This is a genomic window from Paraburkholderia sp. CNPSo 3274 (assembly GCF_024206475.1).
GTDB lineage: Bacteria > Pseudomonadota > Gammaproteobacteria > Burkholderiales > Burkholderiaceae > Paraburkholderia.
In genome coordinates this window covers 61,190-83,216 of record NZ_JAMBPR010000037.1, presented here as the reverse complement: position 1 = coordinate 83,216, position 22,027 = coordinate 61,190, and the positions used below count along the sequence as shown (strand labels likewise).

Below are 22,027 nucleotides of genomic sequence, written 5' to 3'. Positions count from 1 at the left end.
GGTGGATTTGCGGCGTCGGCGCTAGACATTGGCATTCTCCCGTGTGGGCACTTTGCCTAGAAGGAGAAGCTCGTGGAACATTCTTACGAGAACGCGGACGCGCTGGTCCGCGCTGTCCGAAGCGCAACGGGAGAACCCCTTGTCGGGTTCGTTGACTCGTTGATCAAGCAGCAATACGCGCTCAGCTACGTATACCAACTGGCACAGCACGCACTTGCATTTGAGCGCTGGTGCGAGGGTCACTGCATTTCCTTTCATACCCTGAAGGACGACGACATCGCACGGTATCAGCGCTTCCGTTTGCGGCATCGATCGCGACGCTTCGAGACGCGACGCCGTGAGCTGCACGCGTTAGAACTGTTGATACGGTACTTGCGTGACCGGGGAGTGTGTCCGCCTCCTCCAGCCCACGCTATCGCCGCTGACGGGGTTGTCGAGGAATTTTTGCAGTCCTTACGGCGCGATCAGGGGTTAGCCGTTGTGACCATCGAGTCCTACGCGCGGATGGCCCGCAAATTCCTGGTGTGGCGTTTCGGTCATGGAGATGTCTGTCTGCGTGACGTTCGCGCGACCGACGCATATGCCTTCATTCAGAGCGAGGCAAAGCGCATGCGGCCAGCTGCGCTTAAGACCGTTGTCACGGCATTGAGGTCTTTCCTTCGTTACGCCCAGTTCCGTGGAGAAGTCACGGCAGGGCTCGCCTTGAGCGTGCCCGCGGTGGCGGGTTGGACGAGTACGCCCCAAATCCCACGGGCCATCTCGGCCGAACACGCACATCGCGCAATTGACAGTTGCGACCGTCAGACTCCGGTGGGGCGACGCGATCGCGCCGTGCTATTGATTCTGGCACGACTGGGGCTGCGAGCCTGCGAGATCGTCAGGCTGACGCTGGACGACGTCGACTGGGACCGCGCTCAATTGCGTGTGTGTGGCAAGGGCGGACGGGAGAGTTTCCTGCCATTGACCGCCGATGTGGGCGAGGCGATCGCCGCCTATCTCAGGCATGGGCGTCCAACGAGTCCAGACCGGCATCTCTTCCTTCGATCCGTAGCGCCGATACGCGGGCTGATGGAAGGTTCTGACGGGATCGGCACGATTGTGAGCCACGCGCTCAATCGTGCGCAGGTCGACGCGCCACACCATGGCTCTCACCAGTTCCGGCACGCCTTGGCTGTTCGCATGTTACAGCTCGGCGCGTCGCTGCCTGAGATCGGACGGGTGCTTCGTCATCGTAGCCCGCAGTCCACCAGCCTTTATGCGAAGGTCGATCTCTGCAAACTCCGAACGTTAGCCATGGCCTGGCCAGGAGGTGTGCGATGAACACACTTCGCGAGGCACTCCAGGGGTACCTTGAACTGCGCCGCAGCCTGGGCTTCAAGATGCACGATGCCGGCTTGTTGTTGCCCCGATTCGTCAGTTTCATGGAGACGCGGCAAGCCGAGCATATCAGCACCGGTCTCGCTCTGGAGTGGGCGCAACATCCGTCGGTTCAACCTGCTGAATGGGCCAGGCGCCTTTGTTTCGTGCGCGGCTTTGCCCGCCACCGCAGTGCCACCGACAGCCGCACGGAAATTCCGCCGGTCGGCCTCTTGCCCCATCGGTCTACTCGGGCCAGACCTTACTTATACACAGAAGCGGAAGTACAGCGCTTGCTGGAAGCGGCATTGGTATTGCCGGTTGCCTGGCCGTCGACGCCGCTGCGGCCCTCGGTGTTCCATTGCCTCATCGGCTTGCTCAGCGTCACCGGCCTGCGTATTAGCGAGGCGCTGAACCTGGAGCTTGGTGACGTGGACCTTGAAGAGGCCGTGCTGATGATTCGCGGTACCAAGCTCGGTCGGTCGCGCCTGGTCCCCATTCATCCGACCACCTGTACCGTCATGGCTGACTACCTCAAACGCCGCCAGCAGTTCCTCGGTCGCCAGGTCTCGTCCTATGTCTTCGTCACGAATCGCGGAACCCGACTCGACATGGGCCGCGTTCATCGGACGTTCTATGCGCTGTCGCGGCAAACGGGACTGCGTGCCGAAGGCGCAAGCAAGGGGCCGCGGCTACATGACTTCCGGCATCGCTTCGCCGTTGAAGTGCTGACACATTGGTATCAGTCGGGACAGGACGCATGGCGCTTGTTGCCGGTGCTGTCGACCTATCTTGGGCACATCTACGTGGCCGGCACATACTGGTATCTGAGCGGCTCGCCCGAATTGATGGCACAAGCGATAGCTCGCCTGGAACGCCGTTGGGGAGAGACATCATGACGAGGGAACCCAGCTTCGCCACCTTGCTGGAGAAGTTCTTCATCCAGCGCCTGATGCACCAGCGTCAAGCCAGCATTCACACAATTGCTTCGTACCGCGACACATTCCGCTTGCTGCTGGAGTTTGTACAGCGAAGTCTGCATAAAGCGCCATCAACGCTGGCCCTGGAGGACATTGACGCGCCGCTGGTCATGGACTTCCTCAATGAACAGGAGCAGGTGCGTGGGGTCACAGCACGAACGCGAAACTTGCGTCTGACTGCAGTGCATTCGTTCTTCCGGTATGCGGCCTTCGAGATGCCGTCACACGCTGCCCAAATCCAGCGAGTGCTGGCCATCCCGGCGAAACGGTTTGGCCGCGCATTGGTCCCCTTCCTGAGCCGACAGGAGGTCGATGCATTGCTGGCCGCGCCTGACCAACACACCTGGTCAGGTCGTCGCGATCACGCCCTGTTGCTGCTCGCGGTTCAGACGGGGTTGCGCCTGTCTGAGCTGACCGGTCTTCGGCGCGAGGACCTGCACATAGGCGCTGGCGCACATGTCCGCGTATTCGGTAAGGGGCGCAAGGAGCGTTGCACGCCGTTGAGCAAGAACACTCGTGCTGTCTTGGACGCGTGGGTTCAGGAGCCGCCGCGGGCCGAGAATCAGCCACTGTTCCCAAATGCACGTGGGGGCCGTCTGAGCGCACACGGCATGCACTACCTGCTTCGCAAGTATGTCGTGGCGGCAGAAGACAGATGCCCTTCGCTGAAGAACAAGCGCGTTAGCCCGCGTCGCTGGGGAAGTGCCCCCGGGTCTTGATGATCTTGCGTAGCTGCGAGTTGATATTCTCGATGGCGTTCGTCGTGTAGATCACCTTGCGCACGGCCGGTGGAAAGGCAAAGAACGGGATCACGCGATCCCAGGCACTGCGCCACGCGGCACTGACCGGCGGAAATTTCTGGCCCCATGGGCCTTGAGCAAACGCATCCAGTTCTGCCTGGGCTGCTTCTGCGCTCGGGGCGGTATAGATCGGGCGAATCGCAGCGGCCAGCGATTTACGGTCTTTCCAGCTGGCGTAATCGAGGCTGTTGCGGATCAGGTGGACGATGCAGGTTTGCAGCGTCGTGGCCGGAAACACCGCTGCCAGCGCTTCGGGCATGCCCTTGAGGCCATCGGTCACGGCGATCAGGATGTCATTGACGCCGCGCGTCTTCAGATCGTTGAACACCTTCATCCAGAACTTCGCGCCCTCGGTGTTCTCGATCCACAGCCCCAGGATGTCGCGCGTGCCGTCGGGCAGAATGCCCAGAGCAAGATAGACGGCCTTGTTGCGTACGACGGCATCTTCGCGGATCTTGACGCGCAGCGCGTCGAAGAACACGACTGGATACATCGGTTCGAGTGGCCGGGCCTGCCAGGCGGTGACTTCGCTCATCACCTCGTCGGTCACCGAGCTGATGAACTCGGGCGAGACCGCGGTGCCGTACTGTTCGGCCAGGAAGCCCTGAATCTCGCGTACGGTCATGCCCCGGGCGTGCAGGGCGACGATCTTGTCGTCGAAGCCCGTGAAGCGTCGTTCGTGTTTGGGAATCAGCAACGGTTCGAAGCTGCCGTCGCGGTCGCGTGGTACCTCGATGCGGATCGGACCGTCCTCGGTCAGAACCGTCTTGGCGCCCGTCCCATTGCGCTGATTGGTGACGGTAGCAGGCTTGGCAGCGCCAGACGGTTAGCCCAGATGGTGATTCATCTCAGCGCCCGCTCGATCAAGGCCTTCTTGAGAGCCAGAGTCGCAGCATTGATGGCTTCGGCCGTCATCGGGCCATTGCCGAATTGTTCGAGCAGCTCAGCGGGGATCGCCGGCAGGTCCGCAGGCGCGGTTTTTTGTTTGCGAGGCATATTTTCTCCTGGGGAGCATCATATGCCTTGAACACGAAATTACTGACAGGCCCCCGGAAACAGCCAGCCACCATCGAGCATCTTCCCCTGGGCACGCGCGACGCGCCACCAGACGCGCAGGCGTTCGAGCAGCACGGGCGAGAGCATCGCGTAGCGATCCTTGCGGCCAAATGTTTTGCCGAAACTTATGTTGCCGCGACGAACGGAATGCCATTTTGGCGGCACCCGCTTTCGAAACGCGACAACATTACTTTCGTCCACTTATCGACCGTCAGAGGGCTTTCAGGAAACTCATGAGGCCAGCATCAGTGTGCCAAGGCCTGGTCCTCGTCTCCTTCGGTAGATCGCACAGGGCAAGCGCTTTAGCCTTCATTTCCAGGTCGACCTCCGCATAGATATGGGTGGTATCCAAGGAGACATGCCCTAACCATGCCCGAATGGTGTTGATGTCCACGCCCGAACGAAGCAAATGGACGGCACAGGTGTGCCTCAGGCAATGGGGGCTGATAGTCTTCGCCATCAGCGACGGCAGAGCCTGACTCGCTTGGGCAACCGTTCGACGCACGACGGCATAGATACCAAACCGTGTCAGCGGTTGATTGAGCCGGTTAAGAAACACGGATTCTCCGCACGCGCGTCCGGCAACAAGCGGCTTTAGAACGTCCGCGGTATGGGCCAGATAGGGCACCAGCGCATCTTACCCTTGCCGACCAGGCGTACCGCAGGAGAGGTGCTCCCCATTTGATATCTTCCAATGACAGATGAGCCGCCTCGTCAGCTCTCGCTCCGGTGTTATAGAGGAACAGCAACAAGGCGTGGTCCCGCATTCCCAATGCCGTCTGCAGGTCAGGCGTGTGCAGTAATGCCTCCATTTCCGGCTTGTCCAGGTACGTCAGAGTTGATGACGCCGTCTTCTTGAAGGGAACGCCACGTATTGCTGCGCACCACGCCACATGCTCCGGGCTATGCATGCCGATGAACTTCGCAAGCGAATGGATCGTCGCCAAACGCAGATTACGCGTGGCGCCGCCACAGCGACGCTCCTTCTCCAGATACCGCAAAAACGAGCGCACACTGTCTGGCGAGAGATCATCGATCGAAAGGCGATCGACTGGCTTCCCCAGTGCCTTGCTCAGGAACGGAAGCAGAAGGACCAGCGTATCGCGATAACTGAGTTGGGTATTGCGCGCGAGATTGCGCTCTGTGGCGACGTGTTCCAGGAGGAACCTGCGTATCCATGGTCCAATCGAGTTATTGTCACGCATCTCACACCTCCGATTGCGCGTAGCGATCAAAGCGCAAACTGGCTTCCCGCAGCAGCTCTGGCGTCATGCTGAGGTACTGCTGGGTGGACCTCAAGTCAACATGCTCCAAGTAAGTGGCCAATTGCGGCAACAGGCGTTGTACCTCGGCGCCGACGCGATACCACGCGATGACCCGATGAACCGCACTGGCGTGTCGAATGTCATGAATACGAGGCTGGTAACGCGCCGTAGACTCGCGCTGAATCTGTGCAGCGCGGCGAAGCCGGCAAAACAGCTTATTCACACGCTTGTAATTCAGGTGAAGGCCAGTACGCGTAGCAAGAAACGCTGAGTTGTCACCATCTGGCATGGAGAGCTGACGACGACGTGACAGATATTCGCTCAAAACGGTTGCCAACCTTGGGCCGATGGGAATCACGCGGTTCTTAAAGAACTTAGCATCACGAACCGTTATTGTGCTGCTCTTCAAGTCGACATCCCGCAGGGTGATCGATAGCGCCTCGCCAATGCGCATTCCTGTCCCATAAAGGAGCAGAAGTAAGCTACGCATGGTTTGAGCCAACATTGGAGACAACGGTGTTTGCAGTATTTCAGTTGCTGCCACTAACCGCTTTAGCTCATCAACTGTATATATGTATGGGACAAACGGCGGTGGATGCCTCGGGGTATCCGCAGGGAGCGGAGACCTCTTTGCAAAACCGCGTCCAATTGCATAACGGTAAAGGCCATCCAAGACCCTGTAGCATTCCAGCCAGCGATTGGTTACCGGTCCAGTGCCGGTGATAAATGCCAAGACTGCGCCCGGCCTGACGTCCTCGATGTCTATATCACCCATGGCGCGGCAATAGGCACGGAGCACGGCAGATTGTGATCGATAGCGCATCCCCAATGAAGCCTTGAACGCGATGTAGGTCTCGACGAGTTCTTGAAGTCTCATGCCAGCTCTCCCAAATCGAAGGCTGCCACTTCACGCAAACCGGGCAGATTAACCTTTGCATACGTGCGGGTCGACGCGGTGCGGCGATGTCCAAGATGATCGCCAATCTCCTTGAGGGTCAACCCTTCTGTAACCAACCGGGTTCCGCAGGCATGTCGCAGGCAGTGTGGACCGTAATGGGGGGACTGGATATTCAACGACTACTCAACGAACGCTCGCCCCGATGCGACGGTTTCGGTAAAGCTCATCAGAGCGATGCCCGCGGCAGCCGGCCCGAGCGACGCGACAAGAGAAAGGTCGGGGATGGTGATGGAAGGGAAGCCTGTCGGCACATGGCCGACAATGTCGACCCCGTGGAATTGCAGGTTGAGCAGGCTTACGCCGCCGATCCCGCCCGCCACCGCGAACAGCGGGGCGGGAGCTCGTGGAAAGAAATGCTCGATGGCCACCAGAGCACCGGCTGTCATCACTCCGACAGCGATTGTCGCCCCGGAGGCATGGGGAATACCCGTGACGATCGCAAGCACGTTGTGAAAAAACGAACCTTTCGCGAAGTGAATGCCGAGCAGCTTCGGCAACTGATCCAGCACGATGACAACCGCGAGTCCCGCCTTGAACCCCGTCAACACGGGATCGGAGATGAAGTTGGCAACAAAGCCCAGACGCAGGAGCCCCGCGATCGCAAGGATCGCACCGACCATCAATGTCAACGTTGCAGAGGCTCTTAGCAGGTCTGCTGCCCCCGCACCCGGGACGACCCGGGCAAGGGCGGCTGCGGTGAGGATCGCGATCGTTGCGGTGGTGCTCACGCTGAGCGGGCGTGATGTGCCCAGGAACGCGTAGATCACCATTGGAACGAAGGCCGTATACAGCCCGACTTGCACGGGCAGCCCCGCGACAGTCGCGTAGGCCATGGCCTTCGGAAGGACGACCGCCGCAGCAGACACGCCGGCGACGATATCGGGTTTGATCCACGTCTTCCGATAATCACGGATCCATTCGGGCAGCGGAACGCGAAAGCCGCCAGTGGAACGTGTTGATGAATCTTGTCCCATAGTCGCGCGAATCCCACAGTTGTCCTCAAATCCTGCCACTGCCGAAGCCGTGAGGCCAGCCGGTGCAGCCAATACATGATGGCGCTTGTTCAATGCGCCGTCATGTTTCAGATTGCGCGGCAACCACTCGGCTTCATGTGCGTTGCGCCATGTGGGCATCGATCTGGGCGACCATGGCGCGCGCGACGATGTCGTTCTGGTCGATCACGGTCGACGCACCTGCCTTTTGAAGCAACATCTTGCGCAAATCGTTCTCGCCTGATACCACGATATGGAGCCCCGGATTGAGCGTGCGCGCCACCAGCGTGATCTCCAGATTGCTGTTGGGATCGGAACCCGTCACGAACAGCGCGTTGGCGGTATCCAGTCTGGCGCGCTCGAGTATGTCGTCGAACGAATTCTGATCGCCGAGCATGACCATGTATCCGAGACGGGATGCTTTTTCGGCCTGCTTCGCGTCGGAATCGAGGACTAGCACGGTCGATCCCGCGTCTCGGAGATGGGCGGCGACCATCTGGCCAACCGGGCCAAATGGGCAAACCGCGACATGGTTGCCCAGCGTTTCCAGCTTGCGTTCCATGACCCTGTTCTCCCAAAAAATCATCACGTCGTCGCCCGACAGCATCCCCGTTAGCTGGCGCAACGCGTAGCCAGCAACCACCATCGTGACGATAATGGCGACCAGCATGAAGATCTTCTGGTCCGCATTGAAGTCCGAAAAGTCGCCAAGTGTCGTGATGAGGTTGATCGCATCCCAAAACGCCGTGAACGTCTTCGTGCTTACCGGTGCATCCGTGTGGTCGAGCAGCGCAATCCCAAGTGTCGATCCCAGCAGAACCAGAAACAACAGCCCGATTGCAAGATGCGCACGGCGTCGCCATTCCTTGATCCGCAGACCACCTAGCCGTGGTTCCTCTATCCGGTACATTCTTGTCGTTCCTCGAATCCGCCCTTTGAAGCAACGGGAAACCATTCGGCGAAGCACGCGCGCGCCGCGCGCTATCTTGTCGTCCATCCTGCGAGATCGGACCATACAGCAGACGTTCAACACTCCTCATTGCCAGCCAGTTGCAATGCGACTTCAGAACTTCTCGGGCACATACCTGAAATGGTGATCCGATTCACGATAGCCTTCGGCTTTCTGTCGTTGGGGCAACGAAATCTTCTTGCGCGGGAAAGCCTCGTACGGAATCTTGCTGAGCAGATGGCTGATTACGTTGAGTCGCGTGCGCTTTTTGTTATCAGCCTTCGCGACATACCAGGGCGAGTACTCTGTGTCGGTCATGGTGAACATCGCGTCTCGTGCGCGGGAATAGTCATACCAGCGGCGATAGGATTCGAGATCCATCGGGGAAAGTTTCCAGATCTTGCGCTCATCGTGAATCCGGGCTTCCAGCCTGCGCGTCTGCTCTTCAGGGCCGACTTCCAGCCAGTACTTGATGAGGATAAGCCCAGAGTCGATGAAGGTACGCTCCACCAGCGGTGTGGCTAACATGAACATCTGCACCTCCGCCTCAGTGCAAAAGCCCATGACACGTTCGACACCTGCCCGACTGTACCAACTTCGATCAAACACGACGACTTCACCGGCAGCAGGCAGGTGATGAAGATAGCGTTGAAAGTACATCTGTGTCTTTTCGCGATCAGTCGGTGCTGGTAGCGCGACGACCCGGAAAATGCGCGGATTCACACGCTCGGTAAGCGCCTTGATCACGCCGCCCTTGCCGGCGCCATCACGCCCTTCGAATACGATACAAATCTTCGCGCCAGTCCGCACCACCCATTCCTGTAGCTTGACCAGTTCAATGTGAAGCAAAGCCAGCTGTTTCTCGTATGCCTTCTTGCCTGGCTTGTTGCCTTGCTTCTTGCCTGGTTTCGCGCCGTTCGCCTTTACCTCATTCCGGAACTCGGACATTGCTTTGTCTCCTCAACAGCAGATTCATACCGTGCAGCATTCAAGAATGCGGGCTTCGTCGCCGGGCCGGAGGGTGCCGTCGGCGATCGCGACATTGACTCCGAGCGTGCGGGACCCGCCGTTGCGCCGCTGGCGATGGTCCGACAAGGCGGAGCCGTCCCAGCTGCGGGTCGAGCCATGTCCGCTCCGTCGGGTAAGTGGATGCCCCCGGGTGTGCCCTCTCAACGGTCATGCTGAAAGACTGCGCTAGCCCCGACCCGACGATATTGACGCAGATCAATCTTGCCCTTCTGGGATCTTTACGCGAGAGATGATCCGTCGTCCTGGTCGCCCGAATAGCCTCTGCGCTCTGCTGCCATCGCTGCGCTAAGACTCCGGTACACCGACCGCTAATTTCCAGGAATGCTGCATGTGACGCCAGGTAAAACAGATGAAATGGTCGCCGCCCGCCATAACGGGCAGTCCGACGCCGCAGACTCGCGTCCAGCGCATGAGACATTGTTGGTTCGGCAGTCCCGCCGTCAAGGAGAGCCAGATGGAACCCACGACCATTGCCATCGACCGGGGGTAAGCATAGAAGCATGCGGCGGCGCGCAACATTGCGGACGGCTGCTGGAAATGGGGCAACGAGTGAAGCCGATACTGGCGAAGTTCGCCAAGGTTTTCGATATTCGTAACTCGAATCGAGGCGGCAGACACACGGGCGACCTGGATCCACTCGAGCCCTCATTTCACTTATTGACTAAAGTATCATAAATGATTTTAATATCTAAAATCGTCGGGCAGCCCGGACAGATACTGAATTGTTGAGAAACCGCCGTCTGACAGGCGCGCGCTGTCATCACACCTGGCTCGAGCGCACGCATGGCTTTCTCCGAGTGACGATCGCGCATCGTCAGTCCTCGGCTGCGTCCGCTCGCTAAATGTCACGCCGGCCAAGATAATTTGTCGCTGCCCAGGTATCCATGTCGCGGAGTATGACGGTGTTGCCGCCAGGCGAGACGCTCGAAGCGAAGCTTCACCGATCAATCGAAGCTGCGCGGCTGAGATTGCGCGAAGAGCTCGACAGCTAGCGAAGTCGTTTCGGGTGTAGCCATATCTCGCTTGTCGTATGACCGCGACTCACTACACTCGCGTTATTGTCCTTACTTGCGTGAGCAGCAGGGCTGTCGATCTGGGCATGGACTTCTTCGATATCGCAGAAGTCTATGGCCCGTAGACGGATGAGGAAATGGTTGGCGAAGCCTTCGCGGGAATGCGGCACATGGTCAGGATCGGCATCAAATTTGGCTGGAACATCGGCGATTCTGCGTTCAGGTTTGTGCGTCGGGCATCGTCTGGACAATCAACCTATAAAGATCGTCGAGGCTGTCCTCGGTCTCGAGACTCTCGAACGGATCGCGATTCGCGCCGAACGCCTCATCGATCTCGGCCCAGTCAGCAACCGTCAAATAGCGTTGCGCGCCGGGCAGGATCACTGACTCTTCGAGGTGCCGGTGATTGGCGTAGAAGTCGGCATAACCATACACGCTATCATGCAACGCGGGCAGCATGACCACGCCCGCCAGTTCATACCGTGTGAGAGCGCGGTCGAGTGCGCGAATGCGCAGTTTGCCTTCCTCGTGCTGGTGCCTGAGTTCGTCGATAACAGCGTCAATTTCGTCAGTACGCTCACGAAGCCGCGCGAAAAGGTATTGCTCCTCCTTCGGATGATGAACTTGCTCGGGGAACTCGTGTATGTAGTAGAGCATCGCGCGCATGAGCATTGTGCAATATGAGCCGGAACTCGACGCCATACCGTCGACCACGCGCAGCATACCGCTGACGATGCTAGTAAGGCGTCTGTGTTCGCTTAGTATCACCTGTGTCGCGCCGCGGCGCGTGGCAAGTTCCATGTCAGTCTCCGGGACAGGCTCCGCCGGCCGGGGTCGGGGCGAGCTTGAGGTTGCGTCTCGGGCGACGCCTCGTGGTCGGCCGTGACTGATTTACTATCCCCGCGGCGTCGCAAGCTGCATTGATCTTTGTCAATGTGTGGGTGGTGCGTGGGTTTGTGCGCTGGGGAAGCCGAGGCTGCGCGCCTTACTCGGTGCCAGCGCTTTCCCGATCGGCGCCGACCGCACTGCGTCGCCACCCTCGTGTTGAGCTGGACCGCGCCGCCGGCCTGTTCGATCACGGGAATGAGCGTGTCTGCGAAAACTCTTGCGCCGCCAACTGGATACCAGCCACCGTTCAGATAGTGGTTCATTACGACTGCATGGATGCCGAAGCTCGTATTGGCGGGTTCCGCGCCTCCATGGTTGCCCTGTTGGGCAAGGAGGACGGCACGCAGTCGTGGATCACTGATCAGACTGTCGAGTACCTCGGCGGTCGTCCGCCCCCACCATTTGGGAATATCGCGCTTGTGCCAGAGGCCGTAGACATCACCGAGGAATCCCGAAAGTGCTCTGCGTGTAAAGAGAGCCTTCCCCGCGTGCACCGCCTCGTCGAGCGCGTCAAAAAACACATCGACTTCTGCCGCTGACTCAGGAAATCGGGATTTCAGTTCGTGTACGAGCGCGGCCCTTGGACGCGTGAACGGCACTGTGAAATCGTCGGGGAAATGGACAATGTCGTATGCATTGCTTAGCGACGCGAATGTAATGGCATTGCCAGAGAGCCAGTCAATTATCCCGCGCGCCTCGCCTTGCGTGCCCATCTCGCCCAGATAGTGCAGACCCACATCGCAACGGAAGCCGTTGCGTTCGAATGACTGTGTTAGACCGCCGCCGACGTGCTGCCGCTCCAGGACCAGCACGCCTCTGCCGCATCTAGCCAGGGCTACTGCGCACGCGAGCCCGCCGATTCCCGACCCAATGACGATCGCGTCAAAGTGATCCCGGTCTGTTGACATGCTCACCTCCGTCGTGACCCGACGGTCAGGTCCCTTTCCGGCCGTCAAGCCGCTCAAGCAAAAGCTATGGCGGGGGAGGGCAGTGGCTTTTGATTCATGTCAATTCGCAGGCAAAGTGTGCGCAAGACGCTGCAGGAACGCGCACGCCACGCGCGCTAATGGCTTGCCGTTCGTCGGGAGCAGCCGCCGCCTTGCGCCGGCTCGCGCGAAGCTCGAAGCGAGCAAGCCAGAAGCCGGGCAACATCGGCAGCCAGAAGGTGAAACCGCGCAGTAGCAGCGTTGCTGCGAGTGCTGCTTCGATCGGCACGCCGAGCAGCTTCTGCCGACCGAAGGCGCCTCGAACGTGCCGAGGCCGACTGGAACCGGGCCGATGGTTGCTGCCATTGACGCGACGGCAAAGCTCACGAACGCCACGACGAACGGTGTCTGAGCGCCCACCGCGCCAAGCGCCACCCCCAGGGTGCTCGCGTCGAGAAGAAAAATCGCGAGCTGCAGGGAGACCGTGCGTACGAGCAGGCGTCGGTTTAGCAGCAGAGCGAGCGGAACGTCATTGAATGATTCGATCAGGCGTGACAGATGCAGCCATTTGCCGAGCACAGCGACATGCGGATCGCGGTTCCACTGGTGCAGTGCGATGAGAAATGCGGGCACGAGCAGGAGCAGGAGCATCAGCAGGAATATCGCGACGCCGATGAAGAGTGCGGCGCCCGCGGCGTGACGTAACCACAGGATCGCGGCGCTGGCGAGTACGACGAGCAAAAGGGCTATGTCGCGAGAGAGGAGGCTCGACAACAGTGCCGTTAATGCGATCGAGCGCGGGACGCCGTTGCGGAGCAGCCCGCGAATCGCCATCAGGCTTCCTCCGACGCCCGCGCTCGGCAGAGCCTGGTCGGTAAACACCTTGACGATGCCAAGGCGTATGAGCACGCGCAGGGGCAAGACATACCCCGAATCCTGAAGCGGTTGACGCCAGACTAGCGCGGCACTCACGTAGGTTGCGATCTGGGCTGCGAGCGCGATCAGCAGCCAGCCTGGGCGCGCCGCACACGCGAGTGCGAGACTGCGCTCGAGCGAACTCGCGTGGACGACCACGAGCACGAGCGCGAGCGGACAGAGGAGGCCGGCTGCCCAGGCGGCCTGGGCACGCCTCCTCGCGTCCGCGACAAGCATCGTTGTGACACTGTGTGCTACACGTTTCGAGAGGGGCGCGCCGGCTTGCGCCATGGAAGACTCGCCATCCGGGCGACGGTGTGGGGGGGAAGGGCCAGCATTCATCGGAGCCTGTCTCAAGGAATGGGCGCCGGCGCAATGCGTAGCGATCGCGCGTCAACAGAGGGATTTTCGGCGAGCACCGCCTCTCGGGCTTGATGCACATCAATCTGTCGGACGCTGCCACGTCCTGTACGACAGGTGGCGTGCGCGAGTTGCGCTCGAGATGGTTTCGGCCGGCCGGATCAACCGTTCAGCGTGCAGACAGGAACTTCATTTGCTCTGACAAAAGACGCGAACATGCAGTCACGGATCAATGCGCAGCACAACAGGGTGAACAGGACTCGCACGGCGCGAACAGGATTGCGGATGCAGGCATCGACCTGGTCGCTTTTGCCTTGGCCGAATACGTACCACAAACAGAGATGTTCGCAATTGTTGGTGAGCAACCTGTAGTCTTGCTCACCAAGTCGCGATGCAGCGCGTCGAGCGATCTCGGCACCGGTGTATTGCGAGTGAGGGTGTGCTACGACCATGAAGCCGAATACCGCCGCAAAATGATCGATGGATATGACCTCGATCGGGCCACGGCCAAGACAGCGTGAAAGGCCGGCGTAGTGAATGACGCGGCCACTGCCGATGTAGATCCCGTGATGCATATAACCAGGGCGCCTCGTGGCCAGGTGGGCGCCGACTGAGAGACCGTGCGCCGACACGACGTCAGGAAAGCGGGGTGCCTCGTGTTGGTTCATGACTTGCTCCCGGGCATTGCGGTGGCGCCTGGCACTACCGGGACAGCGTCCCTGATGTTGGCTTTGCCCGCTGCGTGATCACCGAACATTTTCGTTTTCGCCACGCCTCAAGTATTGGTTTTGGCTAGATCGGCAACAATCAGCCCCGGCTGAGATTGATGTGTGATGTGTGCACGGCGTGTCAGAAATGGCTGACACGAGACCGGGTGAAATACTGATCCCGTGACGATCTGAAGGGGCGCGATCTGCCATTTGATGCAGATCAGTCGCGGGACTGAGCTTCATGCAACGCTCGCTTGAACGGTCCACTTTGGGCCAGATTCAATGGAGGCGACGATGAAGACCGATTTGCAGCTCAAGCATGACGTGGAAGCGGAACTGGAGTGGGAGCCCGCGGTAACCGCTTCGTGTATCGGGGTCGAGGTGAAGGACGGAGTCGTGACGCTCGCTGGGCATCTCTCGAGCCTTGGCGAGAAGATTGCAGCCGAACAGTCGGTCCGCCGCGTCGGCGGCGTGCGCGCGCTTGTGGTCGAACTGGGTGTGCGTCTACCGGGCGAGGACGTTCGCACCGACGAGGACATCGCGCACAGCGCGCGTTCCGTTTTGCGCTGGACAGCCGGGCTGAGTGCCGATGCCGTGCAGGTACTGGTGGAGCACGGTCACGTCACGCTCAGGGGGGCGGTGGACTGGCCGTGGCAGAGTCAGACAGCGGTGCGCGCCATTGCCCAGTTGCGCGGCGTCGCGGACGTGACGGATCACATCGAAGTTCGCAACAAGGCTGTGCCAGAAAAAATCAGCAGGGACATCCTGGATGCCATGCGCCGGCATGCTGACCGTGAGGCGCAGCATATTCAGGTTACCGTGCACGAAGGCACGGTCCGGTTGTCCGGAAAGGTTCACTCGTTCGCCGAACGCTCTGTGGCGCGAGGCGCGGCATGGGCAGCGCCCGGAGTGCGCGCCGTGGTGGACGATCTGACTGTGGAATGACGCGGCTCGCTGCCGCAGCGTACGCGTGCCGTTGAGCAAGCCTTGCTTGCGGCACGCACGATTGCGAGGCGCAGGAAGTTTGCGCGAGGTCGGCGCGGTGCGTTCGGCGGTCAACGCACCGCGCGGGTGCGGGAAGGGGCGTATTTCGTGCGCAGCAAGGGGAATCCCGCGGCATGTGCAAGAAGTGCACGGCCACGCGGGTGCACGCCAACGGCTGCGAGGACGAAGAACGATCCAGGCAGCGCGAGGATGGCGAGAAACATCAGTCGCTTGTACATGAGAGGTCTCGCGAAGGTGCAACCAGGATGAAGCGAGCTTAAGTTGAAGGCGACTCCCTCTATTGACCTGAATCAGGGGAAATCAAGCTCAGGTTGATGTTGTGCGCCTTCATTGAGTCACGGGCAAAGGCCGGCAACACGGCGCAGTGGCGCGACGCACAAGCGCGGGAAAATCGAACTGGACGTTCGTGCCTTGACACGCGTTCACGAGCACCACGCGGGTCTGTCTCGTCCCTTCCGCGTACGCGGCGATCTGGTATCTGCCGGCGGGCAGCGAAACGTAAAGGAACGTACCGAGCGTACGCGTATTGAGCACCGCTGCGCCGGAAGGCCCGACGATCTCGACATCCACGTCAGAGAGGAACTCGCCGCCACGCGTGAGGAAGGTCATTCGCAGGCTGTATTGGCCGGCGACGCTGCGCAGCGCAGCGGCTTCGTCACTGCCCACGCCGCCGGTGATGTAGGCGACACCGTTCTGGACGGTTCGCGTCGCGGCGGTGTCCGTCCCAGCGGCGGCGGTCTGCGCCTCGCAAAAGCTGGCGCCAAGACTCGTTGTTGCAACCAGGACGACGGTCAGTGTAAGGCCGTGAGCAAGTTCATGGATCTGTCCTCGCGTAAGCAGTGGCGACTTTTGCCACAGCGACAGCATCCCGCGCCCCGCGTCGTCGCTTCTGATGCAAATCAAGCCATGCCTTCGCCTCGTGGGGTGTTCGTCTCTTGATGCAAATCAAGGGTGTGACGCAATGCAATCCGAAGATAGGCGTTAGGCAAGGCGATGTGGCGCGGGGTTGCCCGCGGTCAGGTGGCGGAGCATGTACGAAAAGATTTTGACTGCATTCGACGGTAGCGACACCTCGAAGCTGGCGCTCGCCGAGGCGCTACGCATGGCCCAGCTGACGGGCGGCCGCCTCTGCGTGGCGCACGTGATCGACGTCGTGGCACCGTTCGGCATGGGGCTCACCTACGTTCCGGTGGAACTGCTCGCGTCGTATCGCGAGGAGGCCAGGACGCGGCTCGAAGCCGCACGCTCCGAAGCGAAGGCGGCGGGCGTGAACTGCGAGACGCAACTGCTCGAAGTGGGTGGCGTCACGCAAAGCGTTGCGGACTGTCTGCAAGTGTGCGCGTCGCGCTTCGATGCGCAACTCGTGGTGCTGGGCACGCATGGGCGGCGCGGCGTCAGGCGCGCCTTTCTGGGCAGCGTGGCGGAGCAGTTCGTGCGCAACGCACAATGCCCGGTGCTGCTCGTGCGCGGCGAGGCGGCGTGAGCCGCCGCGACCCGTTGCATCGCACGCACCCTGTGCGGATGTCTACCCTTCAATACGCGGAGCAACCCATGGAAAGCGCTTCCGCTCCCGTTGTCTCGCTCGCGCAGGTCACACGCGCCGATCTTGCGCGTGTGGGCGGCAAGAACGCGTCGCTCGGCGAGTTGATCGCCAACCTCACGCCCCACGGCGTCAAGGTACCTCCAGGCTTCGCGACCACGGCGCAGGCGTATCGCGACTTCATCGAAGCGAACCGTCTCGACGAAGTGATCACCGCTGCGCTTGACGATCTCGCGGCCCAACGCAGCACGCTCGCGCGAACGGGTGCATTGATCCGTTCGGCGATCCCGCGTGGCGAATGGCCGCCCTCCATCGCCGATGGCATCCGGACCGCGTACGCGGACTTGTGTCAGCGGACCGGCAACGAGACGCTGAGCGTTGCCGTGCGCTCGAGCGCAACGGCCGAAGACCTGCCCGAGGCGAGCTTTGCGGGGCAGTTCGAAACGTTCCTGAACATCTCCGGCGGCGAGGCGGTGCTCGGCGCGTGCCAGCGCTGCTACGCGTCGCTCTATACCGACCGGGCGATCAGCTATCGCCAGGCAAAGGGATTTGACGCGCTCGAGGTTGCGGTGTCGGTGGGCGTGCAGCAGATGGTGCGCGCCGATCTGGGCGGCGCGCGCGTCATGTTTTCGATTGACACCGAAACGGGCTTCGACCGCGTCGTGCTGATCGATGCGGCGGCCTGGGGGGTGGGCGAAAACGTGGTGCAGGGCGCGGTCGACCCCGACGAGTACGAGGTGTTCAAGCCGTTGCTGGACGACCCATCGCTCACGCCTGTCGTCAGCAAGACGCGCGGCGCGAAGGCCGTCAAGATGGTCTGCACGCGCAGCCGGGCACAGCCGACAAAGAACGTACGTACCGCGCGCGCGGAACGCACGGCCTGGGTGCTGCGCGATGACGAGATCCTGCATCTGTCGCGCTGGGCATGCCTGATCGAAGCGCACTATGGTTGCCCGATGGACATGGAGTGGGCGAAGGACGGCACTACGGGCGAAATCTTCATCGTGCAGGCGCGCCCGGAGACTGTGCAGTCGCGACGCGACGCTGGCGCGCTCAAGACCTGGCACATCGGCAAGACTGGCCCGAAGCTGCTCTCGGGCGTGAGTGTCGGGGAGGCGAGCGGCGCTGGACAAGTTTGCGTGATCGAGCAGCCCCGCGACATGGCGCGCTTCGTGGACGGCGCCGTGCTGGTCGCGCAGACCGCTGACCCGGACTGGGTGCCGATCATGCGGCGCGCTTCGGCGATCGTTACCGATCACGGCGGCCGCACCTCGCACGCTGCGATCGTGAGCCGCGAGCTTGGCCTGCCGGCGATCGTCGGCACCGGCAACGCCACGCGCGTGCTGCGCAACCGCCAGGAGGTCACGGTGAGTTGCGCGCAGGGCGAGGAGGGCATGGTGTACGAGGGCATTGCCGAGTTTCACGCCCGGGAGATCGAATTCTCGAATCTGCCGCCTACGCGCACGGACATCATGCTCAATCTCGCGAATCCGGCGGCGGCGTTTCGCTGGTGGCGCATCCCGGCCGACGGCGTGGGGCTCGCCAGGATGGAGTTTGTGGTCAGCAACCAGATCCGCGTTCATCCCATGGCGCTCGTCCACTTCGACAAGCTGAAGGACGAACAGGCGAAGCGCACCATCCGCGATCTGACCGACGGTTATGAAGACCGCACGGAGTATTTCGTCGAGCATCTCGCCCGTGCGCTAGGGCGCATCGCGGCCGCGCAGTATCCGCGTCCCGTGATCGTACGCATGAGCGACTTCAAGACAAACGAATACGCGAACCTGGTAGGCGGCGCACAGTTCGAGCCGAAGGAAGCCAACCCGATGCCCGGCTTTCGCGGCGCCTCGCGCTATTACTCGCCGCTCTACCGCGAAGGCTTCGCGCTCGAATGTCGCGCGATCCGACGCCTGCGAGAGGCGATGGGGTTCACCAACGTCGTCGTGATGATTCCGTTCTGCCGCACGCCAGAGGAAGCCGACCGCGTGCTGGCGGTCATGAAGGAAAACGGACTTGAGCGCGGAGGCAACGATCTGGAGATCTATGTGATGTGCGAGATTCCGTCCAATGTCGTGCTCGCGCGTCAGTTCGCGCAACGCTTCGATCGGCAGCGACGATCTTACTCAGCTCTCGCTAGGCGTGGACCGCGACTCGGCGCAACTCTCCGGGCTCTTCGACGAGCAAAGCGAAGCGGTCAAGTGGATGGTGCGCAGGGTGATCGCCGAGTCGCATCACGTCGGGGCCAAGGTCGGCTTATGCGGCGAGGCGCCCGCACATCACCCGGAGTTTGCAGCGTTTCTCGTGGAGTGCGGCATCGACTCGATCTCGGTGAGTCCCGACAGTTTTGTCGCGGTCAAACGGCGCGTCGCGGACAGCGAGCCGTCGCTCGATGCCGATGCCGGCATGCCCGTGACGCTGGCGGAGCGTTTGCCGATGTAATCGGCGGTCTGTGAATCGTACCGCCGCCAACGCGAGCCCCAAAAACTTCTGATGCAGGTCAATTGCGAGCGAAGTGCTCCCGCTAGATTGGACGAGGAATCCGACCTGCCATGCGAAGCCGCGCGTGGCAGATCCGGCAATGGCGCTTAATCAACCAGGAGAGTGACATGAGAGACACCCCTCAGAACGCGCAACTTGCGCCAGTGTCCATGATGAGCTTTGGCACGCGCATGGCGCAGCTTGGTCTGGAGGAACTCCAGGCCGCGCTGAGGTTGCAGGCGCAGTGCGTCGAACGCGACCGGGCAGCCGCGCAACGTGCCTGCGAGGCCGTTCTGGATGCACGCACGTACGAGTCGGGGGCGTTCGTGCAGACATGGCAAACCTTGATGCGCGAGTACTTCGCGGCTAGCACGGCGCTGTGCGAACAAAGTCAGGATCTGGCTGCGCGCAGCCAGGCGGCATTGGGGGCCTTGCTTCGAGAGGCGGCGTCCGATTTCGAAAAGGCTTGCGTGCGTGTGCAGGCGCAGGCTTCGCACCCGGCAGGCGCGTTGCCGCCCTCGGCCGACTGGATGACGTATCTCGGCCAGTTCGTCGGCGTGCGCCCGGACGGCGCGGCGATCCCCGTGAAGCCTGAAAGCCGTTCCGCCTCGGCGAGTGCCTGATCGTCGGGAACCCGATCCGATATACGACGCCCGCGCGAGCGCACCATGAAAACCGATACGCAACTGAAGCAGGACGTGCTGGACGAACTGGCGTTCGACGCTGCGCTGGACGCATCGCGCATCTGTGCCGAAGTGGCAAACGGGGTAGTGACCCTTGCGGGATCGGTGCCGTCGCTTGCCCAGACGCACGCCGCTGAACGCGTTGCACAGCGCGTGAGCGGCGTGCGGGCAGTCGTCATGCGCGCGCGGGTTGAAGTGCCGGTCACCGACGCGCCCAATGACGAAGCAATCGCGGAGATGGCGCGCGCCGTCCTGCACTGGACGGTGGGCGTGCCTCAACGGGGCGTGGAAGTCGAGGTGGCGAACGGACATATCTTCTTGCGCGGGGCTGTCGAATGGGAATGGCAGCGTGAGCTTGCGATCCGCTCGCTCGTGCGCTTGCGTGGCGTGACGGGGATCACGAGCCGTGTGGAGGCACACCGGCGCATGGATCCCCGCAAGATCAGCGAGCGTATCGGCAGGGCGCTGCTGCACTACGCCGAGGACGAGGCCACACGCATCCATGTCGAGATGAGCGAGAGCGTGGTGAAGCTGAAGGGAACGGTCGCCTCGGAAGCCGAACGTGCAGTGGCGCGCGGTGCGGCGTGGGCGCAGCCTGGTGTGAGCGCGGTCATCGACGAACTCGTGCTGGCGTGATGCCGCGGAGAAGCGACGTGCCCAACAATCACGCCTCGAATGACACTCCAGCTTCTGCACGGCGCACCATCGGGCGCGTGAGCGCGTTGCGCGGCGCGGTGCTGGACGTCGTGTTCGAGGCCGGGCCGCTGCCGCCGGTGGAAGATGCGCTGTCGATCATTCGCGATGACGGCACTCGCCTCATTGCGGAAGTCGAGGCGCATCTCGGCGCCACGGTGCTGCGCGCGCTCGCCTTGCAGTCCACGGCGGGGTTGCGACGCGGCGCGCGTGTCGAGGCCTTGGGCGGCCCGCTCGAGGTTCCCGTGGGCGACGCGGTGCTCGGCCGTTTGCTCGACGTGAGCGGCACGGCGCATGACGGCGGAGGACCGCTCGACGCCGGCGTGCCGCGCCGCCCCATTCATCGCGCGGCCCCGCCGCTTGCGGTGCTGCGCGGCTCCGCCGAGATCTTCACCACCGGCGTCAAGGTGATCGATCTGCTCGCGCCGCTTGCGCAGGGCGGCAAGGCTGCGATGTTCGGTGGCGCGGGCGTCGGCAAGACCGTGCTTTTGATGGAGCTGATACGCGCAATGGCCGAGCGCTACCAGGGCATCTCGGTGTTCGCCGGGGTGGGCGAACGTTCGCGCGAGGGCCACGAAATGCTCTCGGACATGCGAAATTCTGACGTCCTCGCACGCACGGTGCTCGTGTATGGCCAGATGAACGAGCCGCCGGGCGCGCGCTGGCGCGTGCCGCTCACGGCGCTCACCATCGCCGAGCACTTCCGCGACGAGAAGCGCCAGAACGTGCTGCTGATGATCGATAACGTGTTTCGCTTCGTGCAGGCGGGCGCGGAGGTGTCGGCATCGCTTGGCCGCATGCCTTCGCGGGTCGGCTATCAGCCGACGCTCGCGAGCGAAGTGGCCGCGTTGCAGGAACGCATCGTCTCGGTGGGCGATGCGGCGGTGACGGCCGTCGAAGCGGTCTATGTGCCCGCAGACGATTTCACCGATCCCGCCGTGACGACCATCGCGGCGCACGTGGACAGCATGGTCGTGCTCTCTCGCGCCATGGCCGCAGAGGGCATGTATCCGGCCATCGATCCGATCGCTTCGTCGTCGGTGCTGCTCGATCCGCTCGTGGTGGGCGCGGAGCACGCGGCGGTCGCGATCGAAGTGCGCCGCCTCATCGAGCACCATCGTGAACTGCAGGACGTAATCGCGCTGCTCGGCGTCGAGGAACTGGGCGCCGAAGACCAGCTGCTCGTGCAGCGAGCGCGCCGACTGCAGCGCTTTCTTACGCAGCCGTTCGCGGTGACGGAGGCGTTCTCGGGACAGCCGGGCCGCTCGGTCTCGATCGCGGAGACGCTGGCAGGCTGCAAGGCGATACTTGCCGGCGAGTGCGACGACTGGCAGGAGCGCTCGCTCTTCATGGTCGGCACGCTCGACGAAGCGCGCGCGAGAGAGCGCGCCTTGGCAACAGCGGCCAGACCGGCCGCACTCGCATAGGGGA

Annotated in this window: 21 protein-coding genes and 4 pseudogenes; 9 read left to right on the top strand and 16 right to left on the bottom strand. The window is 61.8% G+C overall.

Features of this window, described 5'->3' with window-relative positions:
- Nucleotides 1-72: 72 nt before the first annotated feature.
- The 3 genes from M3I54_RS45175 to M3I54_RS24585 are packed head-to-tail and all read left to right on the top strand — an operon-like array spanning nucleotide 73 to nucleotide 3,055.
- Nucleotides 73-1,320 carry a site-specific integrase gene (locus M3I54_RS45175; RefSeq protein WP_254340724.1) on the top strand — a complete coding sequence of 416 codons (1,248 nt, stop codon included), beginning with the start codon at nucleotides 73-75 and terminating at the stop codon, nucleotides 1,318-1,320.
- On the top strand, nucleotides 1,317-2,255 hold the full coding sequence (locus M3I54_RS24590; RefSeq protein WP_254340722.1) for a tyrosine-type recombinase/integrase: 939 nt from the start codon (nucleotides 1,317-1,319) through the stop codon (nucleotides 2,253-2,255). Before M3I54_RS45175 ends, M3I54_RS24590 begins: the two co-directional genes overlap by 4 nt.
- Nucleotides 2,252-3,055 (top strand): tyrosine-type recombinase/integrase, encoded by an 804-nt coding sequence (locus M3I54_RS24585; protein ID WP_302059117.1) that lies wholly within the window; start codon nucleotides 2,252-2,254, stop codon nucleotides 3,053-3,055. The genes M3I54_RS24590 and M3I54_RS24585 overlap by 4 nt, the downstream gene beginning before the upstream one ends.
- Here M3I54_RS24585 and M3I54_RS24580 read toward each other — a convergent pair.
- The 14 genes and pseudogenes from M3I54_RS24580 to M3I54_RS24520 all read right to left on the bottom strand — a co-directional run.
- A pseudogene (locus M3I54_RS24580) lies at nucleotides 3,027-4,132 on the bottom strand (IS256 family transposase); the annotation flags it as partial. The gene M3I54_RS24585 and the pseudogene M3I54_RS24580 sit on opposite strands and share 29 nt — an antisense overlap.
- Before the next feature lie 51 nt (nucleotides 4,133-4,183).
- Nucleotides 4,184-4,300 (bottom strand): annotated as a pseudogene (locus M3I54_RS24575) (integrase); the annotation flags it as partial.
- A 103-nt stretch (nucleotides 4,301-4,403) separates the two neighbouring features.
- Nucleotides 4,404-4,751 (bottom strand): tyrosine-type recombinase/integrase, encoded by a 348-nt coding sequence (locus M3I54_RS24570; RefSeq protein WP_254340719.1) that lies wholly within the window; start codon nucleotides 4,749-4,751, stop codon nucleotides 4,404-4,406.
- Nucleotides 4,741-5,397, bottom strand: a complete 657-nt coding sequence (locus M3I54_RS24565) for a site-specific integrase (protein ID WP_254340717.1) — start codon at nucleotides 5,395-5,397, stop codon at nucleotides 4,741-4,743. The genes M3I54_RS24570 and M3I54_RS24565 overlap by 11 nt, the downstream gene beginning before the upstream one ends.
- A gap of 1 nt (nucleotide 5,398) precedes the next feature.
- A complete protein-coding gene (locus tag M3I54_RS24560) occupies nucleotides 5,399-6,334 on the bottom strand; it encodes a tyrosine-type recombinase/integrase (protein WP_254340715.1) in 936 nt (311 codons plus the stop codon).
- Nucleotides 6,331-6,531, bottom strand: coding sequence for a tyrosine-type recombinase/integrase (locus tag M3I54_RS44910; RefSeq protein ID WP_302059116.1), 201 nt, complete (start codon nucleotides 6,529-6,531; stop codon nucleotides 6,331-6,333). Before M3I54_RS44910 ends, M3I54_RS24560 begins: the two co-directional genes overlap by 4 nt.
- Nucleotides 6,532-6,540: 9 nt before the next feature.
- Nucleotides 6,541-7,389, bottom strand: a pseudogene (locus M3I54_RS24550) (SulP family inorganic anion transporter); the annotation flags it as partial.
- Nucleotides 7,390-7,522: 133 nt separating this feature from the next.
- Complete coding sequence (locus M3I54_RS24545; RefSeq protein ID WP_254340713.1) at nucleotides 7,523-8,404, bottom strand: potassium channel protein; 882 nt, start codon at nucleotides 8,402-8,404, stop codon at nucleotides 7,523-7,525.
- A gap of 66 nt (nucleotides 8,405-8,470) precedes the next feature.
- Nucleotides 8,471-9,304 carry a polyphosphate kinase 2 gene (ppk2, locus tag M3I54_RS24540; RefSeq protein WP_254340704.1) on the bottom strand — a complete coding sequence of 278 codons (834 nt, stop codon included), beginning with the start codon at nucleotides 9,302-9,304 and terminating at the stop codon, nucleotides 8,471-8,473.
- 731 nt (nucleotides 9,305-10,035) lie between these two features.
- Nucleotides 10,036-10,170, bottom strand: coding sequence for a hypothetical protein (locus tag M3I54_RS44905; protein ID WP_302059115.1), 135 nt, complete (start codon nucleotides 10,168-10,170; stop codon nucleotides 10,036-10,038).
- A 447-nt stretch (nucleotides 10,171-10,617) separates the two neighbouring features.
- Nucleotides 10,618-11,199 (bottom strand): hemerythrin domain-containing protein, encoded by a 582-nt coding sequence (locus tag M3I54_RS24535; RefSeq protein WP_254340702.1) that lies wholly within the window; start codon nucleotides 11,197-11,199, stop codon nucleotides 10,618-10,620.
- On the bottom strand, nucleotides 11,163-12,194 hold the full coding sequence (locus M3I54_RS24530; RefSeq protein ID WP_254340700.1) for an NAD(P)/FAD-dependent oxidoreductase: 1,032 nt from the start codon (nucleotides 12,192-12,194) through the stop codon (nucleotides 11,163-11,165). The genes M3I54_RS24535 and M3I54_RS24530 overlap by 37 nt, the downstream gene beginning before the upstream one ends.
- Before the next feature lie 99 nt (nucleotides 12,195-12,293).
- Complete coding sequence (locus M3I54_RS24525; RefSeq protein ID WP_254340698.1) at nucleotides 12,294-13,418, bottom strand: lysylphosphatidylglycerol synthase transmembrane domain-containing protein; 1,125 nt, start codon at nucleotides 13,416-13,418, stop codon at nucleotides 12,294-12,296.
- A 230-nt stretch (nucleotides 13,419-13,648) separates the two neighbouring features.
- Nucleotides 13,649-14,155 carry a lecithin retinol acyltransferase family protein gene (locus tag M3I54_RS24520; protein WP_254340695.1) on the bottom strand — a complete coding sequence of 169 codons (507 nt, stop codon included), beginning with the start codon at nucleotides 14,153-14,155 and terminating at the stop codon, nucleotides 13,649-13,651.
- 336 nt (nucleotides 14,156-14,491) lie between these two features.
- Here M3I54_RS24520 and M3I54_RS24515 point away from each other — a divergent pair, with 336 nt between their 5' ends.
- Complete coding sequence (locus M3I54_RS24515; RefSeq protein WP_254340737.1) at nucleotides 14,492-15,142, top strand: BON domain-containing protein; 651 nt, start codon at nucleotides 14,492-14,494, stop codon at nucleotides 15,140-15,142.
- A 110-nt stretch (nucleotides 15,143-15,252) separates the two neighbouring features.
- Here M3I54_RS24515 and M3I54_RS24510 read toward each other — a convergent pair whose 3' ends face one another.
- Nucleotides 15,253-15,420, bottom strand: coding sequence for a hypothetical protein (locus M3I54_RS24510; protein WP_254340693.1), 168 nt, complete (start codon nucleotides 15,418-15,420; stop codon nucleotides 15,253-15,255).
- 109 nt (nucleotides 15,421-15,529) lie between these two features.
- Complete coding sequence (locus M3I54_RS24505) at nucleotides 15,530-16,105, bottom strand: carboxypeptidase regulatory-like domain-containing protein (protein WP_254340692.1); 576 nt, start codon at nucleotides 16,103-16,105, stop codon at nucleotides 15,530-15,532.
- A 127-nt stretch (nucleotides 16,106-16,232) separates the two neighbouring features.
- Between M3I54_RS24505 and M3I54_RS24500 the strand changes: the two genes are divergently transcribed.
- From M3I54_RS24500 to atpD, 5 genes and pseudogenes are all read left to right on the top strand, one after another.
- Complete coding sequence (locus tag M3I54_RS24500; protein ID WP_254340690.1) at nucleotides 16,233-16,685, top strand: universal stress protein; 453 nt, start codon at nucleotides 16,233-16,235, stop codon at nucleotides 16,683-16,685.
- A 68-nt stretch (nucleotides 16,686-16,753) separates the two neighbouring features.
- Nucleotides 16,754-19,181 (top strand): annotated as a pseudogene (gene ppsA / locus M3I54_RS24495) (phosphoenolpyruvate synthase).
- Nucleotides 19,182-19,348: 167 nt separating this feature from the next.
- Entirely contained in the window at nucleotides 19,349-19,843 is a 495-nt protein-coding gene (locus tag M3I54_RS24490; RefSeq protein ID WP_254340688.1) for a hypothetical protein, read from the top strand.
- 45 nt (nucleotides 19,844-19,888) lie between these two features.
- Entirely contained in the window at nucleotides 19,889-20,539 is a 651-nt protein-coding gene (locus tag M3I54_RS24485; protein WP_254340686.1) for a BON domain-containing protein, read from the top strand.
- Nucleotides 20,539-22,023, top strand: a complete 1,485-nt coding sequence (atpD, locus tag M3I54_RS24480; RefSeq protein WP_254340684.1) for a F0F1 ATP synthase subunit beta — start codon at nucleotides 20,539-20,541, stop codon at nucleotides 22,021-22,023. The genes M3I54_RS24485 and atpD overlap by 1 nt, the downstream gene beginning before the upstream one ends.
- Nucleotides 22,024-22,027 lie beyond the last annotated feature (4 nt).

Bases quoted from the DNA above. Each gene is read 5' to 3' on its own strand.
- M3I54_RS24545 (WP_254340713.1), bottom strand. From the start codon at position 8,404: ATGGACGACAAGATAGCGCGCGGCGCGCGCGTGCTTCGCCGAATGGTT.
- M3I54_RS24510 (WP_254340693.1), bottom strand. From the start codon at position 15,420: ATGTACAAGCGACTGATGTTTCTCGCCATCCTCGCGCTGCCTGGATCG.
- M3I54_RS24560 (WP_254340715.1), bottom strand. From the start codon at position 6,334: ATGAGACTTCAAGAACTCGTCGAGACCTACATCGCGTTCAAGGCTTCA.
- M3I54_RS24565 (WP_254340717.1), bottom strand. From the start codon at position 5,397: ATGCGTGACAATAACTCGATTGGACCATGGATACGCAGGTTCCTCCTG.
- M3I54_RS24535 (WP_254340702.1), bottom strand. From the start codon at position 11,199: ATGGAACTTGCCACGCGCCGCGGCGCGACACAGGTGATACTAAGCGAA.
- M3I54_RS24515 (WP_254340737.1), top strand. From the start codon at position 14,492: ATGAAGACCGATTTGCAGCTCAAGCATGACGTGGAAGCGGAACTGGAG.
- M3I54_RS24590 (WP_254340722.1), top strand. From the start codon at position 1,317: ATGAACACACTTCGCGAGGCACTCCAGGGGTACCTTGAACTGCGCCGC.
- M3I54_RS24490 (WP_254340688.1), top strand. From the start codon at position 19,349: ATGAGAGACACCCCTCAGAACGCGCAACTTGCGCCAGTGTCCATGATG.
- ppk2 (WP_254340704.1), bottom strand. From the start codon at position 9,304: ATGTCCGAGTTCCGGAATGAGGTAAAGGCGAACGGCGCGAAACCAGGC.
- M3I54_RS24530 (WP_254340700.1), bottom strand. From the start codon at position 12,194: ATGTCAACAGACCGGGATCACTTTGACGCGATCGTCATTGGGTCGGGA.
- atpD (WP_254340684.1), top strand. From the start codon at position 20,539: ATGCCGCGGAGAAGCGACGTGCCCAACAATCACGCCTCGAATGACACT.
- M3I54_RS24500 (WP_254340690.1), top strand. From the start codon at position 16,233: ATGTACGAAAAGATTTTGACTGCATTCGACGGTAGCGACACCTCGAAG.
- M3I54_RS24485 (WP_254340686.1), top strand. From the start codon at position 19,889: ATGAAAACCGATACGCAACTGAAGCAGGACGTGCTGGACGAACTGGCG.
- M3I54_RS24525 (WP_254340698.1), bottom strand. From the start codon at position 13,418: ATGGCGCAAGCCGGCGCGCCCCTCTCGAAACGTGTAGCACACAGTGTC.
- M3I54_RS24585 (WP_302059117.1), top strand. From the start codon at position 2,252: ATGACGAGGGAACCCAGCTTCGCCACCTTGCTGGAGAAGTTCTTCATC.
- M3I54_RS44905 (WP_302059115.1), bottom strand. From the start codon at position 10,170: ATGCGTGCGCTCGAGCCAGGTGTGATGACAGCGCGCGCCTGTCAGACG.
- M3I54_RS24520 (WP_254340695.1), bottom strand. From the start codon at position 14,155: ATGAACCAACACGAGGCACCCCGCTTTCCTGACGTCGTGTCGGCGCAC.